Raw genomic sequence first — 16,076 nt, forward strand, 5'->3', positions numbered from 1 at the left:
AACAAACCCGCTTAAAATTTTTATCATTAAATATAAAAACAAAGTTAAGAATTTGAATGAAAAAGGTATAATTAACGCCCCAAAGTTAAGGACAAACCCACTCATAAAGGAAACCCCTAAGCTTGAAAGCTTAAGGGAACGCTCTTAGAAAACTCAGCGTTTCACAGAAACGACTACTTTAAGCCCCAAAAAAGCAAACTCAAAGTATAATGATCTCCAAGAGCGTTTGTTATGTGGCTTTGACATAACATGCTCCTTACTTGGATTTGCCCCATATTGCAACTATGGGGCGTGATAAAATTTTACAACAAACCCACTTAAAATTTTTATCCAATCAAACGCTAAAACAAGGCGTTTAAAAATCAGCAATAAAAAACTAACATAAAATCAAGCGATAATTTTTTATGCTTAATGCTTCAAACAATCCTCAAACAAATATTGATGCTCACTAGGTAAAGCGTCAAACAAGGCTTTGGCTAAATCTTGCATCTCTTTTAAGGCTTTATTGCTGCTCCTTAAAGTCAATAAATTTTGCAAACTCCTAGCGTTAATGCTATAAGCTAAATGCGTTTTATAGCTTTCAGGCATGGCGTATTTGGCTAAATCGTTTTTAATGTTATGCTCGCTCAATAAAACCCTTAGATTTTCTAAAGCCAAAACGCTCATTGCATTCACTCGCTCATTATCCACAAAAACCAAGAACTCTTTCGCCCTCTCCAAATTCGTTTCATTAAGGGGTAAAAAGCTCTCCACTTCTTTTAATTCCCTTAAAGTGTAACGGCTTGATTTCACGCTCAAGCTCGCTATTCGGTGTCGGCTCAATTCTTGCAACGCCCCCCTACTCAGACCCTTAATTTCAAAATTGTAATAAAGATGCTCCAAAGTGGAAGAATGCCTAAAGATATTCCCTACCCTATGGATTAATTCCTTATCCTTACAACCTCCACCATCGCTGTATTCAAAACTTTGCCAGCAAGTGCGGATCGCCTGGCTTGCAATGTCTAAAGGGGTGTAATGCTTACAAATCACTTCCATTATTTGACTCCTATATCGCTTTTTATTCCACGGTCACGCTTTTAGCTAAGTTTCTTGGGTGATCCACATCGTGATTCAAGCGCATAGCGATTTCTAAAGCTAAAAGTTGCATCGCTAAATTCATGCGGAAAAATTCTTCCATGTAGCTTTCACTCTCTTCTAATTGGATAAAATCATCAGCGATTTCTAAAATTTCAGAGCTTAACACGCAAATCGTGGAATCTCTTGCGCTCAATTCTTCAATATTGCTTTTGGTTTTGTCAAACAACAAATGTTTAGACAATAACGCAATAGTAAAAAGGTTAGAATCCACTAGCGCGATAGGCCCATGCTTCATCTCTGCGCTCGCATACCCCTCAGCGTGCAAGTAGCTGATCTCTTTGAGTTTCAACGCCCCCTCTAAAGCGAGAGGGTAAAACACATCGCGCCCGATATAAAAAAAGCCATGCCCATGCAAGTAGCGTTTGGATAGGCGCTTGATTTTTTCATGCAATTTAGGCTCTATTTTCATTGCATTCACGCTATCTAGCATGTTTTTAGCTTGGATCTTTTCTTCTTCTTTAGAGATCGTCCCTAATTGTTTGCCCACATACACGCTCAAAAGCCATAAAAGCATCACTTGCGAAGAAAACGCCTTAGTGGATGCCACACTCCTTTCTACCCCCGCTCTAATCAAAAGCGTGTGATCGCTAATGCGGCTCATCATGCTAAAAGGGGCGTTGCACAAACTAATGGTTTTAAGCCCTTGCGCTTTGGCTAATTTTAAAGCCTCTAAAGTGTCAGCGGTTTCCCCGCTTTGAGAAATCGCTATAAAAAGCTCGTTAGGGTTGCTTTTGAAATTGGCGTAGCGGTATTCGCTCGCTAAAATGGCCCTCGTTCTTATTTTGGCCAATCTTTCAAACAAATACACGCTCGCCAAACTCGCATGGTAACTGCTCCCGCAAGAACACAGCGTGATTTCGCTCACATTTTCTAAAAATTGAGGATCGATCTCGCAATACACATTCAAGGCTTCCAAACGCCCCTCTAAACACTCTAACAAACTGCTATGCTGCTCATAAATCTCTTTTTCTAAATAATTCCTGAAATTCCCTTTAGAATAATCCTTATTGTCAAAGGCGTAATCTTTCATGTTTTCAATATTTTTCAAATCTTTAAAATTCTCTAAAGAAATTTGCCCCACGCTGTTTTCTTCTAAAATGACAAATTGCTCCACTTTAGGGGCTAACACGCTCAAACTGGATGCAAAAAACAACCCCTCTTTGCCCTTACCCACGATCAAAGGCGAAGAAGATTTAGCGTAAAACAAGCTCTCTTTGGCCCTTTTATGGAGCATTAAAATCGCATAACTCCCTTTTAAAAGGCTAATGCTTTTTTCAAAGGCTTTCAATAAATCGCTCTCGCTTTTAAGCGTTTCTTCTAAAAGATGCGCGATCACTTCCGTGTCCGTTTGGCTCAAAAACGCATGCCCTTTATTTTCTAATTCTTTTTTCAAACTCGCATAATTTTCAATGATCCCGTTATGCACTAAGGCTAAATTTTCTGTAAAATGCGGGTGGGCGTTCACGCTGTTTGGTTTCCCATGCGTCGCCCATCTGGTGTGAGCGATACTCACGCCAAAATCCAAAAACTCTTTATTTTTAAGCTCTAGTTTAAGGTTTTCTAATTTCCCTTGAGTTTTAAACACTTCCAAACGATTGCCGCTCAATACGGCTAAACCTGCGCTGTCATAGCCTCTGTATTCCAATTCCTTTAAACCCTCTAAAAGAACGGATTTTTTCTCGCTATCCCCTATATAACCTACAATCCCGCACATTTAAAACACCAATAACCCTTTTTTGATCTTATTTAAAGCGTTAATAAGCTCCTTTAGGCGTTCCACTTCTTCGCTTAATTGCGTAAAAAACGCTTCATTCACGCTCTTTGGCATGTCCATGCTCCCTCTTTTAATCTCAATAAAATCCCCCAAACTCAAATTCGCTAATTTTAAAAGCATTTCAATTTCATTTTGCGAATCTTCAATATCCGCTAAAATCTTGCGTATTTTTTCAAACATGTGATCGCCTTTAATTTAGAATGCTCCATGATAGCTAAACTATTAAATTATTAAACTATCAATGATGTTTTCTAAAATCTGTTTGACTTTGGCGTGGTTTTCTTTAAATTGCTGATGCGCGTTAAGCCCCACATGGTTACTCACACAAAAAATCCCTTTAGCCTTCAAAGAAAACGCCTTAGCCACGCTTAAAACGCTAAAAAACTCCATGTTTTCTAACAAAACGCCCTTTTGAACCATTTTTTTAGCAAACATTTCGCCGGTGTGGATATAGTTACTGCTATTCACGCCCACCCTTTCAAAAAGAGCTTCCTCTTTGGTTTCTATTTGAATGAAATTATCCAAAGGCGTGTAGCTGTTTAAATGGCTAAAACTCTCTTCAATCTGATAGCCGCAAACGCTTTCAAACACGCTTAAAAGCTCAATTTCTGGGCTATAACTCCCAGCGCTCCCTATAAAAATAAGGCTTTCTGTATCAGGGTTTTTTAAACACATTCTCGTTAAATTAATCGCGCTCTCTATCAAGCCCACACCAATAGGCGTCGCTTTTTTTAAAGTTTCATTCCTTCCCGCGCAAAGCAGCATGAAAATCCTTTTTTTTGCATCCATTAGCTTATTATAAAGCAAGCATTATAGACAAACCCTTAAAAGAAACACCTTAATTTTAAGGCTTCATTCACATTTCATTCACATGTTATTCCTTTTTCATTCACCACTTATTCACGCTATAATAACGCCATGGATACCAACAACAATATTGAAAAAGAAATCTTGGCGCTAGTCAAACAAAATCCTAAAGTTAGTCTCATAGAATATGAAAATTACTTTAGCCAACTCAAATACAACCCTAACGCGAGCAAGAGCGATATTGCCTTTTTTTATGCCCCCAACCAAGTCTTATGCACCACGATTACAGCTAAATACGGCGCGTTGCTTAAAGAAATTTTAAGCCAAAATAAAGTCGGCATGCATTTAGCCCATAGCGTGGACGTGCGTATTGAAGTAGCGCCTAAAATCCAAATTAGCGCCCAAGCTAATATCAATTACAAAGCCATAAAAACGAGCGTCAAAGACTCTTACACTTTTGAAAATTTTGTCGTAGGCTCATGCAACAACACCGTTTATGAAATCGCTAAAAAAGTCGCCCAAAGCGATACCCCCCCTTATAACCCGGTGCTTTTTTATGGCGGCACAGGGTTAGGCAAAACGCACATTTTAAACGCTATCGGTAACCATGCCCTAAAAAAGCATAAAAAAGTCGTGTTAGTCACTTCAGAAGATTTTTTGACAGACTTTTTAAAGCATTTAGACAACAAAACCATGGATTCTTTTAAAGCAAAATACCGCCATTGCGACTTTTTCTTGTTAGATGACGCTCAATTTTTGCAAGGAAAACCCAAACTAGAAGAAGAATTTTTCCACACTTTCAACGAATTGCACGCCAACAGCAAACAAATCGTATTGATTTCAGACCGATCGCCTAAAAACATCGCTGGCTTAGAAGATCGCTTAAAATCGCGCTTTGAATGGGGGATAACCGCTAAAGTCATGCCCCCTGATTTAGAGACCAAACTTTCCATTGTCAAACAAAAATGCCAGCTCAATCAAATCATTTTGCCTGAAGAAGTGATGGAATACATCGCCCAACACATCAGCGACAATATCCGCCAAATGGAAGGCGCGATCATTAAAATCAGCGTGAACGCGAACTTAATGAACGCTCCCATTGATTTGAATCTCGCTAAAACCGTTTTAGAAGATTTGCAAAAAGATCATGCTGAAGGCTCAAGCTTGGAAAATATCTTACTCGCTGTCGCGCAAAGCTTGAATCTCAAATCCAGCGAAATCAAAGTCTCTTCGCGCCAAAAAAATGTCGCTCTAGCAAGGAAATTAGTCGTGTATTTCGCCAGGCTTTATACCCCTAACCCAACGCTCTCGCTCGCTCAATTTTTGGATTTAAAGGATCATTCAAGCATTTCTAAAATGTATTCTAGCGTTAAAAAAATGCTTGAAGAAGAAAAAAGCCCTTTTATCTCAAGCCTTAGAGAAGAAATCAAAAACCGCTTGAACGAATTGAACGACAAAAAAACCGCTTTCAATTCAAGTGAATGAAAAAAGGCTTATGAAAAAGCGTTCCATTCACTTTTTTTCACATCCCACAACCCCCCTAAAAACGCACACCTCTAAAGCTTTTTAATTTTTCATTCCATCCATTCACGCCCTTACTACTGTTACTAATTATTATTAATTAAAGTGTTACCTATCTATAACTTATTGATAACTTTTACTAAACCTTTTTTTAAGATATAATCCAAAAATCCAAAATAAAAAGGAACAAGCATGAAAAAAACCCTTTGTCTATCTTTCTTTCTGACTTTCTCTAACCCTCTTCAAGCCCTTGTGATCGAGCTTTTAGAAGAAATCAAAACTTCACCGCATAAAGGCACTTTTAAGGCTAAAGTCCTTGATTCTAAAGAACCAAGACAAGTTTTAGGCGTTTATAATATTTCCCCACACAAAAAACTCACGCTCACTATCACCCACATATCCACCGCAATCGTCTATCAACCCCTTGATGAAAAACTTTCTTTAGAAACGACCTTAAACCCTAACCGCCCTACTATCCCTAGAAACACCCAGATTGTTTTTTCTTCAAAAGAATTGAAAGAGTCGCACGCGCACCAAATGCCTTCTTTAAACGCGCCCATGCAAAAACCACAAAACAAGCCCCATTCATCGCAACAATCCCCTCAAAACTTTTCTTACCCAGAGTCCAAACTAGGCTCTAAAAACTCTAAAAACAGCCTTTTACAGCCTTTAATAACTCCTAGCAAAATAAGCCCCACTAACGAAACTCAAACGCCAACAAACGACACTAAACCCCCTTTAAAGCATTCTTCAGAAGATCAAGAAAACAACCTCTTTATAACGCCACCCACCGAAAAAACGCTCCCTAACAACACCTCTAACGCTGATATTGATGAAAACAATGAAAGCAACGAAAATAGGGACAATGTGGAAAAACAAGCCGTTAGAGATGCTAATGTTAAAGAATTTGCATGCGGGAAGTGGGTTTATGACGATGAAAACTTGCAAGCCTATCGCCCAAGCATTTTAAAACGCGTTGATGAAGACAGACAGACTGCGACAGACATTACCCCTTGCGATTACAGCACCGCTGAAAATAAAAGCGGTAAAATCATTACCCCCTATACTAAAATCTCCGTTCATAAAACAGAGCCTTTAGAAGAGCCGCAAACTTTTGAAGCTAAAAACAATTTCGCCATTCTTCAAGCCAGAAGCTCTACGGAAAAATGCAAAAGGGCTAGAGCGCGAAAAGACGGCACGACTAGGCAATGCTATCTGATAGAAGAGCCTTTAAAACAAGCGTGGGAGAGTGAGTATGAAATCACCACGCAATTAGTGAAAGCCGTATATGAGCGCCCCAAACAAGACGATCAAGTAGAGCCAACTTTTTATGAAACCAGCGAATTGGCTTATTCTTCCACACGAAAAAGCGAAATAACGCATAATGAATTGAATTTGAATGAAAAATTCATGGAATTTGTGGAAGTGTATGAGGGGCATTATTTAAACGATATAATCAAAGAAAGCAGCGAATATAAAGAATGGGTTAAAAACCATGTGCGCTTTAAAGAAGGGGTGTGCATGGCCTTAGAAATAGAAGAGCAACCACGAGCCAAAAGCACGCCTTTGAGTATTGAAAACTCTCGTGTGGTTTGTGTCAAAAAGGGGAATTATTTATTCAACGAAGTTTGAAATGGTGGCTTGAGGCGGAATCGAACCACCGACACGAAGATTTTCAGTCTTCTGCTCTACCGACTGAGCTATCAAGCCAAGCAAAAAACAATTATTACATAAAAAAGGTAAAATAAAGCTTAATTTTTAAAAAAATGACTAAAAAGATATAATTCACTCAAAATCAAACAAGGATTAAAATGAAATTGATTTCATGGAATGTGAACGGGTTAAGGGCTTGCATGACTAAGGGCTTTATGGATTTTTTCAATAGCGTTGATGCGGATGTTTTTTGTATTCAAGAATCTAAAATGCAGCAAGAACAAAACACCTTTGAATTTAAGGGGTATTTTGATTTTTGGAATTGCGCGATTAAAAAGGGCTATTCTGGGGTGGTAACTTTCACTAAAAAAGAACCTTTAAGCGTGAGCTATGGGATTAATATTGAAGAGCATGACAAAGAAGGACGCGTGATAACTTGCGAATTTGAGTCGTTTTACTTGGTGAATGTTTATACCCCTAATTCCCAACAAGCCCTATCTAGGCTTAGTTATCGCATGAGTTGGGAAGTGGAATTTAAGAAATTTTTAAAAGCTTTAGAGTTGAAAAAACCGGTCATTGTGTGCGGGGATTTGAATGTGGCCCACAATGAAATTGATTTAGAAAACCCCAAAACCAACCGAAAAAACGCCGGCTTTAGCGATGAAGAGAGAGAAAAATTCAGCGAGCTTTTGAACGCTGGCTTTATTGACACTTTCCGTTATTTTTACCCTAACAAAGAAAAAGCTTACACCTGGTGGAGTTATATGCAACAAGCAAGGGATAAAAACATTGGTTGGCGCATTGATTATTTTTTATGCTCTAATCCTTTAAAAACGCGCTTAAAAGACGCTTTAATCTATAAAGATATTTTAGGGAGCGATCATTGCCCGGTGGGGTTGGAATTAGTTTAAAGGTAGAAAGTGTGCGAAATAAAGACAGAAAAAAGCCTCACAAAGGCTGAGTCGTATTCAAAAGCAAAAGGCCATTTGATCCCCACTTCAATACTTGCGTCATGGTGGAATAGCACGGTTTGGAATTTAAACCCCACTAAACCTAGCATCCTAAAATTGGAAGTTTTGAGCGAAAACCCTTGAATGCTGCGCCAGTCGTCAATGATGAAATTCGCGCTGTGTTTGGAAATCGTCCATGTGTTTTCAGCAACTTGCATGCCATAAAAAAGGGAAAAAACATACAAAGGGTTTTTATTGTATTCCACGATCAAATCCCCACCAAAGCCATAAGTGAACATGTTCGCTTGAGCGCCCGTTCTTTTATTGAGTATGACATTCCCGTAATCCATAAAAAAGTAATAGCGCGAATAAAACCAATAATTAGTGGGGTTAATCTCCCAGCCTAAAGAAAAGCTCGCCCCTTCAATCGTGCGTTTGAGATCGTTGTATTTTTTCATGATCATTTTCCCTACCTGGTATTGAGAAGCCACATAAAAACGGCTTTTGGCTTGCGTAAGGGTAGGGCTTAAAAAACAAACGCTTAAAAATAAAGGGGTTACTTTTTTAAATAAATCCTTTGAAAAAAATTTCACACTTTAATACTTCCTATTGAGTGGGGAGTTGAGATTGTCTTGGTGGTTAGTGGCTCGTTGCAAAACATTGTTCGTTCTTTTTTGCGAAGGATCAGCGTTTTCTTCATTATTGATTTCATCAATTTTATTTTCGTTATTGATCAAATCGTTCACTTCTTTGGTGGCTTTTTCATCTTCTTCTTCATGCTCAATTTTTCTTATATCGTTATTCGCTTGATTGATTGGATTGTTTTTAGTGGTTTTAGTGTTGTTTTGATGCGATTGAGACGATTTTTTAGGCTCGTCCTTGCATGCGCTAAACAGGCTTAAAACAAAAGAGATAGCGATAAAATGAGTGATTTTAGATTTCATCAATTAAATTTCCTTAAGTCAATGTATAATTTGACTATCTTATCATAAAAATGATTAAGGATTGGCTAGGGTAAGAACAAATTGCAAGAAACAGATAATTTATTAAAAACATTGAATGTGAAATCGCTTTTAGAAGCTTTGCTTGTTTATACGCCCAAAAGCTATAAAGATTTGAATTTATTAGAACATTTTGAGCTGGGCTTGAGCGGCGTTTTAGAAGTTGGTATTTTAGAGAAAAGAAACTACGCCAAAGTTTTAAAGATTTTTGCCTATTCCAAACGATTTTACAAAAATTTAGAGCTTGTTTTTTTCAATTACAGCGCGTTCCATTACAATCAGTTTAAAACCGGCGAGAGTCTGTTCATTTATGGTAAATTAGAACAAAGCTCTTTTAATCAAGCTTATATCATTAACACGCCTAAAATCCTTACCGAATTTGGCAAAATTTCTTTAATTTTTAAAAAAGTTAAAAACCATAAAAAAATACAAGAAAATTTACAAAAACTCATTTCATTAGAAAATTTAAAAAAGGAAGGCGTTAAAGAGAATATCGCGCATTTATTGTTAGAAATCTTTTTCCCCACGCCGCATTTTGTCAAGGATTTTGAAACGAATAAAAATTTTCCTTCACAACATTTAAATGCATTAAAATACATTGAAATGCTTTTTTATATGAAAAATTTAGAGCGCAAAAAATTGCAATTCAGTGCTAAAATCGCATGCCCCAATAATAGCGAACGCTTGAAAGCGTTCATCGCTTCTTTACCCTTTCAACTCACCAACGACCAACAAAACGCCATTAAAGAAATCCAAAGCGATCTCACCAGTTCTATAGCGTGCAAGCGTTTGATTGTGGGCGATGTGGGGTGCGGGAAAACGATGGTGATTTTAGCGAGCATGGTGTTAGCCTACCCCAATAAAACCCTTTTAATGGCACCAACCTCTATTCTAGCTAAACAGCTTTATAACGAAGCCTTAAAATTTTTACCCCCTTATTTTGAAGTGGAATTGTTGCTCGGCGGGAGTCATAAAAAAAATCATTTGTTTGAAAAAATCACGCATGTGGTTATCGGCACGCAAGCGTTGTTGTTTGATAAGCGCGATTTAGATGAATTTGCTTTAGTAATCACTGATGAACAGCACCGATTTGGCACCAAGCAGCGCTACCAATTAGAAAAAATGGCGAGCAGCAAGGGCAACAAACCCCATTCTTTGCAATTTTCTGCAACCCCCATTCCTCGCACTTTAGCTCTAGCCAAAAGCGCGTTTGTGAAAACGACCATGATTAGAGAAATCCCTTACCCTAAAGAAATTGAAACTCTGGTTTTGCATAAAAGAGATTTTAAAATAGTGATGGAAAAAATTAGCGAAGAAATCGCTAAAAACCATCAAGTCATTGTCGTCTACCCACTTGTGAATGAGAGCGAAAAAATCCCTTATTTATCGCTGAGTGAGGGGGCAAGCTTTTGGCAAAAACGCTTTAAAAAGGTTTATACCACTTCAGGGCAAGATAAAAACAAAGAAGAGGTGATTGAAGAATTTAGAGAGTGCGGGAGCATTCTTTTAGCGACCACGCTCATTGAAGTGGGCATTTCTTTACCACGATTGAGCGTGATGGTGATCTTAGCGCCTGAAAGGTTAGGCTTAGCGACCTTGCACCAGTTAAGGGGGCGCGTTTCTCGTAATGGCTTGAAAGGCTATTGTTTTTTATGCACGATTCAAGAAGAAAACGAACGATTAGAAAAGTTTGCTGATGAATTAGACGGCTTTAAAATCGCCGAATTGGATTTAGAATACAGAAAAAGCGGGGATTTACTCCAGGGTGGGGAGCAGAGCGGGAATAGTTTTGAATACATTGATTTAGCCAAAGATGAAAGCATTATCGCTGAAGTGAAACAGGATTTTTTAAAAAATGCTAGCGTTTCACATGGAACATTGAAACATTGAAAATTAAGGTGTAATTGGGTAATTTAAATCATTTAAAATAAAGGATAGAGATGCAAAATAAAGAGGTTTGTGAAGAAAAAAGCGTTAATGAAAAAAATTTAGAAATTTTTAATCGCTATTTTCCCGGTTGCTTGAGCATGGAAAATGGTAATCAACTCACGCTAGATACAGAAAAATTAAAAGCGTTATTAGGGGATTTTAGCGGGATAAAAGAAGAGGGTTATGGGTTGAACTTTGTGGGTAAAAAAATCGCTTTAACTCAAGCTTTTAAGAAAAACGATAAGATTTTAAAACCCTTAAACAAATCCACTAGCAAGCACATTCTCATCAAGGGCGATAATTTGGACGCTCTCAAAATCTTAAGACAAAGTTATAGTGAAAAAATCAAAATGATTTACATTGACCCTCCTTACAACACCAAAAACGAGAATTTTATTTATAGCGATGATTTTTCACAATCTAACGAAGCGCTTTTAAAACAATTGGATTATTCTAAAGAAAAATTGGATTATATCAACAATCTTTTTGGGTCAAAATGCCATAGCGGGTGGCTTAGCTTCATGTATCCTAGATTGTTACTCGCTAAAGATTTGCTTAAAAAAGACGGCGTGATTTTCATTTCTATTGACGATAATGAAGCTGCCCAACTCAAACTTTTATGCGATGAGATTTTTGGAGAGAGGAATTTTGTGGCTGAAATGCCAAGATTAGTTAAAAGAGCAGGAAAATCCACTAATCAAATCGCTAAAAACCATGATTATGTTTTATGCTATCAAAAGAATAGTATCAGCTTTAAACAGATTGATATTGATGAAAATGACTATCCTTTAAAAGATGAATTTTACAATGAAAGAGGTGGGTATAAATTAAATCAAAATTTAGATTACAATTCACTTCAATATAATAAAAAAATGGATTATGAAATTGTAATCGGTAATGAAAAGTTTTACGCTGGCGGATTAGAAACTTATATTGAAAGGCAAAAAGGTAATTTTGGAACGATTGATTGGGTTTGGCGTTGGAGTAAGGCAAAATTTGACTTTGGATTGGCTAATGGTTTTGTAGAAGTTAAAAACAATAGAATTTATACAAAAACTTACACAAAGGCTAAAATATCTGATAGCAAGCCTTATAAAATAGAATATTTTAACTGCACTAAAAACATTTCAAGTATTGAATTTTTAGATAATAAATACTCTAATGACATGTCAAATAAAAAATTGCAATCAATTTTTGATATTAAGAATATTTTTGATTATTCTAAACCTGTTGAATTGATAAGCTTTCTTATAGAGCAAACTACCGAAAAAGGCGATCTCATCTTAGATTTTTTCGCCGGGAGCGGGACAACCGCGCATGCGGTGCTAGAAAGTAATAAGAGCGATTATCAAAAATTAAGTGAGGGGGGGGGGGGTTATTTAATGGCTTGAACGCCGCATTTAAAGAAAGGCGCTTCATTCTCGTTCAGTTAGACGAAAAAATTGATCCCAAGAAAAACAAAAGCGTGCATGACTTTTGTTTAAACACCCTAAAATCCACCTCTCCAAGCATTTTTGACATCACTGAAGAAAGGATTAAAAGAGCGGGGGCTAAAATCAAAGAAACTTGCCCGCATTTGGATACGCATTTTCAAGCGTTTGAAATTATTGATGATGAAATGAGCGTTATTTATCATAAAAATCTGGGCGAAGTGGGGCAAGAGGATTTATTCGTTTATTCTAACCCCAAACAAAGAGAAACACAAACGATTTTAATCAATCTTTTATGGTGTGAGGGTTTGGAGCTTACTACCCCTATAACTTGCTTGATTGAAAATGCCTTGTATCTGGCTGAAAATACGGCTTTCATTGTGGGGGATATAGAAATGAATGCAGTTTTAGAAAACTTGAAAGATAAGGGGGTAGAAAAAATTAGCATGTATATGCCCGCTATCAGTAACGATAATTTGTATCTGGAGTTGAGCAGTAATTTGAATGAATTGCATTTAGAGATTAACGATTTAAAAAGTAGGGGGTAGAGGTGAAAATCAAATTCAAACGATTGGATTATCAAGAAAAATGCTTGCAACAAATTTTAGGGGTGTTTAAGGGGGTCTATTTTGAAAAGTCAGAAAAGGACATTCAAAGGATTTTTAACCCTTTTTTTGAAACAGAAAAAGTCAAAGATCTTTTATTAGAAAATATCCAAAACTTGCAATCAGAGCAAAAAATAACCCAAGGAAGCGTGAGGATTGAGAAGTCGTTAAACTGCGATATTTTAATGGAAACAGGCACCGGGAAAACCTTTTGTTTTTTGGAATGCATTTATGCCTTGCACAAAGAATATGGTTTGTCAAAATTTATCGTTTTAGTGCCAAGCAACGCCATTAAATTAGGGGTTTTAAAGAGTATTGGAATCACAAGAGAGTTTTTTAAAAGCGAGTATTCTAACACGCATTTAGAAAGCTATGAAGATATTGAAAGCTTTATTTTAGCGAGCCATCACAAATGCTGTGTGTTGGTGATGACTTTTTCTGCTTTTAATAAAGAGAAAAACACTATCAATAAATCATGTTTAGAAAACACGAATCTATTCAATGGTGCAAAAAGTTACATGCAAGCTTTAGCCAGTATCCGCCCCATCGCCATCATGGACGAACCACACCGATTTTTAGGCGATAAAACAAAGAATTATTTGGAAAAATTAAACGCTTTAGTCACGCTCAGGTTTGGGGCGACTTTTAAAGATGATTACAATAATCTGATTTATGCGCTAGACAGCAAAAAAGCGTTTGATTGCGCCCTAGTGAAAAGCATTAGCGTGGCGTCTGTGGGGGAGAGTGATGAGTGTTTTTTAGAGCTTAAAGAGGCTAACAAAAAACAAAATGAAGCGACGATCAACTACACGAATTTAGAAAATAAAACTCAAAGCGTCAAAGTCAAAGAGCATGATAATTTAGGGGTGGTAACTCAAATCAGCGCTTTAGAAGATTACATTGTAGAAAAAATCACTAAAACTGAGATTCGTTTTCTCAATGGCTTTAATTTGTTACTGGATCAAAAAGAGCCTTTTTCTCATCTTTTAGAGGGCGAGCAAGAAGTGATGCTGAAAGAAGCGATAAAAAGCCATTTTGAAAGAGAAGAAGGGCTTTTTAAAAAGGGGATTAAAGCCTTGTGCATGGTGTTTATTAGCGGAGTGAATAGCTATTTAAGCGAAAATGAACAGCCGGCTAAATTAGCCCTTTTATTTGAAAAACTTTACCAACAAAAGCTTGAAGAAGTCTTAAAAAAGCCTTTAGATGAAAATTATAGAGCGTATTTAGAGCGCACTAAAGACGCTATTTACAAAGTGCATGGAGGGTATTTTGCTAAAAGCAAGAAAGAGAGCGATGAAGCCCAAGTGATCGCGCTCATTTTAAAAGAAAAAGAAAAATTGCTGAGTTTTGATTCCGATCTCAGGTTTATTTTTTCGCAATGGGCGTTGCAAGAGGGGTGGGATAACCCTAATGTGATGACGATTTGCAAATTAGCCCCTAGCCATTCTAATATCACTAAATTGCAACAAATCGGTAGGGGGTTAAGGCTCGCTGTGAATGATAAGGGCGAACGCATCACTAAAGAGCATGCTGATTTTGATTTTGTCAATGAATTGGTGGTGATCGTGCCGCAAGTTGAGGGGGATTTTGTGGGAGCGATCCAGCAAGAGATAAGCGAACACAGTTTGATTAAACAAACATTTAGCGCAGAAGAGTTAGAAAAAAGCGGCATTGTTAAAAAAGGGTATTACGGGGTTTTATTGGAAACATTAGAGGGTTTGGGTTTTGGAGAAAAAACAGATGATGAAAACTTTAAACTCACTCTCAATCAAAACGAATTTTTAGAAAAAGAGCCAGAACTTGAAAAATTAAAAGATAAAAAATACCTTGATTTTGAAAAATTAAAAGATTTTTTAAAAGATCGCTTGATTGGTAATTCCAGAGTGAGGAACAAAAACGAGCGAAAGAGTGAAAAAATCAAAATCAATAAAGAAAATTTTAAAAAATTTGAAACCTTATGGGAGGGTTTGAATCATCAAGTCCGGATCGCTTATGCCATTGATAGCGAGAGTTTGATTGATGAGATTGTCAAAAAGATCAACACTTCTTTTAATGTCAGTTCAAAAATCGTTTCGGTTACGACGCATAAAAAAGTAGAAACGATGGGAAATAACGCCAAAACAGAGATTTTTGAGCGAGAAAGCGCATGCGTGTGGAGCTTGCATGAATTTATCAGCGCCTTGTCTAATAAGGTGAAATTGAGTTTTAAAAGCGTGGCTAAAGTGTTGGAAAAAATTGATGAAAACAAGTTTGATCTCATTAAAAAAAACGAACAAGAGGGCTTAAGGCGGTTAGAAGAGCTGTTTTTGGAAATCATTTATCAAAATATTAAAGATAAAATCTCCTATCAAATGCGCGAAACGACGATTAAAAACAGAAAAAACGATGCGTTTTATGATGAAAAAGGAGAAATTAGAGAATTTTTAGACGGGAGTTTGGGGGTGGATAAATATGAGATTAAAAATTCAAGCGCTCAAGAAAAATGCCTGTATGAAAATTTCATGCAAGTGGAGAGCGAGATTGAAAAAGACACGATTGAAGAATCTAACGACACTAAAATCATTGTTTTTGGCAAGCTCCCTAGGGTTAAGATCCCAATAGGGTTAAATCAAACTTATAGCCCTGATTTTGGGTATGTGGTTGAAAACAACGATAAAAAAGTGTTGTTAGTGGTAGAAACTAAGGGGGTTGAAAATGAAAACGAATTGCGCGAAGAAGAAAAGCGCAAAATTTCAACCGCTAAGAAATTTTTTGAAGCTTTAAAAAAGCAAGGCGTGAATATTGAATACAAAACCAAGTTGAATAATAAGCAATTAAGTGCGTTGATTAATGAAATTTTAAATCGTAAAGATTAGAGTTATTTTAATGTTTCACATGGAACAATTTTGATTTAGATCAATTTAACCTAATCTCTAAATAAGGTTTTATTGAAATGAATATGATAAAGTTTAATTAAATTTACTAAGGAGTAGTCAATGGGGTTAAAAATTATCAATATAGAGAATTGTTATGGGATAGGAAAGATACAAAAAACATCTTTAGATTTTCCAAAATCAAATAGCTATCTTTTATATGCTCAAAATGGGGTTTTTAAAACTTCATTTGCAAAAAGCCTGACCGATTTGATAAATAACGAAATGCCAAAAGATAATTTTTATCCTAATCGTAGAAGTAAAATAGAGATTGAATTTAATGGTGAGAAAATATTAAAAGAAAATGTTGCTGTTTTTCATTCTTATGATGAAGAATTTAGCTCTGAAGACAGCGTT

Annotated in this window: 13 protein-coding genes, 1 tRNA gene and 1 pseudogene; 8 read left to right on the plus strand and 7 right to left on the minus strand. The window is 36.7% G+C overall.

The annotated features are described in order from the left end of the window. Positions 1–408: 408 nt before the first annotated feature. The 4 genes from thyX to QT74_RS07340 are packed head-to-tail and all read right to left on the minus strand — an operon-like array spanning position 409 to position 3,676. The gene (gene thyX, locus QT74_RS07325; RefSeq protein WP_000451950.1) at positions 409–1,035 is read right to left on the minus strand and encodes an FAD-dependent thymidylate synthase; all 627 of its coding nucleotides are present in this window, start codon (positions 1,033–1,035) and stop codon (positions 409–411) included. Positions 1,036–1,057: 22 nt separating this feature from the next. Continuing rightward, the gene (glmS, locus tag QT74_RS07330; RefSeq protein WP_033765786.1) at positions 1,058–2,851 is read right to left on the minus strand and encodes a glutamine--fructose-6-phosphate transaminase (isomerizing); all 1,794 of its coding nucleotides are present in this window, start codon (positions 2,849–2,851) and stop codon (positions 1,058–1,060) included. Beyond that, the gene (locus tag QT74_RS07335) at positions 2,852–3,091 is read right to left on the minus strand and encodes a DUF2443 domain-containing protein (protein WP_000461839.1); all 240 of its coding nucleotides are present in this window, start codon (positions 3,089–3,091) and stop codon (positions 2,852–2,854) included. A gap of 42 nt (positions 3,092–3,133) precedes the next feature. Continuing rightward, positions 3,134–3,676, minus strand: a complete 543-nt coding sequence (locus QT74_RS07340) for a nucleoside phosphorylase-I family protein (RefSeq protein WP_033765803.1) — start codon at positions 3,674–3,676, stop codon at positions 3,134–3,136. A 153-nt stretch (positions 3,677–3,829) separates the two neighbouring features. Between QT74_RS07340 and dnaA the strand changes: the two genes are divergently transcribed. After that, positions 3,830–5,203: a chromosomal replication initiator protein DnaA gene (gene dnaA, locus QT74_RS07345; RefSeq protein WP_033765789.1), complete on the plus strand. Its 1,374-nt coding sequence runs from the start codon at positions 3,830–3,832 to the stop codon at positions 5,201–5,203. Between the two features lie 228 nt (positions 5,204–5,431). Next, positions 5,432–6,871: a hypothetical protein gene (locus QT74_RS07355; RefSeq protein ID WP_033765790.1), complete on the plus strand. Its 1,440-nt coding sequence runs from the start codon at positions 5,432–5,434 to the stop codon at positions 6,869–6,871. Between the two features lie 2 nt (positions 6,872–6,873). Here the strand turns inward: QT74_RS07355 and QT74_RS07360 are convergent. Then, a tRNA-Phe gene (locus tag QT74_RS07360) sits at positions 6,874–6,949 on the minus strand. Between the two features lie 101 nt (positions 6,950–7,050). Between QT74_RS07360 and QT74_RS07365 the strand changes: the two genes are divergently transcribed. Beyond that, the gene (locus tag QT74_RS07365; RefSeq protein WP_033765791.1) at positions 7,051–7,803 is read left to right on the plus strand and encodes an exodeoxyribonuclease III; all 753 of its coding nucleotides are present in this window, start codon (positions 7,051–7,053) and stop codon (positions 7,801–7,803) included. On the opposite strand, the gene QT74_RS07370 is transcribed toward QT74_RS07365, so the two are convergent. Next, positions 7,800–8,435 (minus strand): outer membrane protein, encoded by a 636-nt coding sequence (locus tag QT74_RS07370; RefSeq protein WP_000668035.1) that lies wholly within the window; start codon positions 8,433–8,435, stop codon positions 7,800–7,802. The two genes, QT74_RS07365 and QT74_RS07370, sit on opposite strands and share 4 nt — an antisense overlap. Before the next feature lie 3 nt (positions 8,436–8,438). Continuing rightward, the gene (locus tag QT74_RS07375) at positions 8,439–8,786 is read right to left on the minus strand and encodes a hypothetical protein (RefSeq protein WP_000837033.1); all 348 of its coding nucleotides are present in this window, start codon (positions 8,784–8,786) and stop codon (positions 8,439–8,441) included. 81 nt (positions 8,787–8,867) lie between these two features. Between QT74_RS07375 and recG the strand changes: the two genes are divergently transcribed. From recG to QT74_RS07400, 5 genes and pseudogenes are all read left to right on the plus strand, one after another. Further along, positions 8,868–10,733: an ATP-dependent DNA helicase RecG gene (gene recG / locus QT74_RS07380; RefSeq protein ID WP_033765793.1), complete on the plus strand. Its 1,866-nt coding sequence runs from the start codon at positions 8,868–8,870 to the stop codon at positions 10,731–10,733. Positions 10,734–10,783: 50 nt separating this feature from the next. Then, positions 10,784–12,163 (plus strand): site-specific DNA-methyltransferase, encoded by a 1,380-nt coding sequence (locus tag QT74_RS07385; protein ID WP_033765795.1) that lies wholly within the window; start codon positions 10,784–10,786, stop codon positions 12,161–12,163. Then, positions 12,160–12,750, plus strand: a complete 591-nt coding sequence (locus tag QT74_RS07390; RefSeq protein ID WP_033765797.1) for a hypothetical protein — start codon at positions 12,160–12,162, stop codon at positions 12,748–12,750. The genes QT74_RS07385 and QT74_RS07390 overlap by 4 nt, the downstream gene beginning before the upstream one ends. A gap of 2 nt (positions 12,751–12,752) precedes the next feature. Then, positions 12,753–15,662, plus strand: coding sequence for a type III restriction-modification system endonuclease (locus tag QT74_RS07395; protein ID WP_033765799.1), 2,910 nt, complete (start codon positions 12,753–12,755; stop codon positions 15,660–15,662). A gap of 120 nt (positions 15,663–15,782) precedes the next feature. After that, positions 15,783–16,076 (plus strand): annotated as a pseudogene (locus tag QT74_RS07400) (hypothetical protein); the annotation flags it as partial.

It is taken from the genome of Helicobacter pylori SA213A (genome assembly GCF_000476275.1).
GTDB lineage: Bacteria > Campylobacterota > Campylobacteria > Campylobacterales > Helicobacteraceae > Helicobacter > Helicobacter pylori_CL.

Excerpts from the sequence above, each read along its gene's own strand:
- thyX (WP_000451950.1), bottom strand. The coding sequence starts at position 1,035 with ATGGAAGTGATTTGTAAGCATTACACCCCTTTAGACATTGCAAGCCAG.
- glmS (WP_033765786.1), bottom strand. The coding sequence starts at position 2,851 with ATGTGCGGGATTGTAGGTTATATAGGGGATAGCGAGAAAAAATCCGTT.
- QT74_RS07335 (WP_000461839.1), bottom strand. The coding sequence starts at position 3,091 with ATGTTTGAAAAAATACGCAAGATTTTAGCGGATATTGAAGATTCGCAA.
- QT74_RS07340 (WP_033765803.1), bottom strand. The coding sequence starts at position 3,676 with ATGCTGCTTTGCGCGGGAAGGAATGAAACTTTAAAAAAAGCGACGCCT.
- dnaA (WP_033765789.1), top strand. The coding sequence starts at position 3,830 with ATGGATACCAACAACAATATTGAAAAAGAAATCTTGGCGCTAGTCAAA.
- QT74_RS07355 (WP_033765790.1), top strand. The coding sequence starts at position 5,432 with ATGAAAAAAACCCTTTGTCTATCTTTCTTTCTGACTTTCTCTAACCCT.
- QT74_RS07365 (WP_033765791.1), top strand. The coding sequence starts at position 7,051 with ATGAAATTGATTTCATGGAATGTGAACGGGTTAAGGGCTTGCATGACT.
- QT74_RS07375 (WP_000837033.1), bottom strand. The coding sequence starts at position 8,786 with ATGAAATCTAAAATCACTCATTTTATCGCTATCTCTTTTGTTTTAAGC.
- QT74_RS07385 (WP_033765795.1), top strand. The coding sequence starts at position 10,784 with ATGCAAAATAAAGAGGTTTGTGAAGAAAAAAGCGTTAATGAAAAAAAT.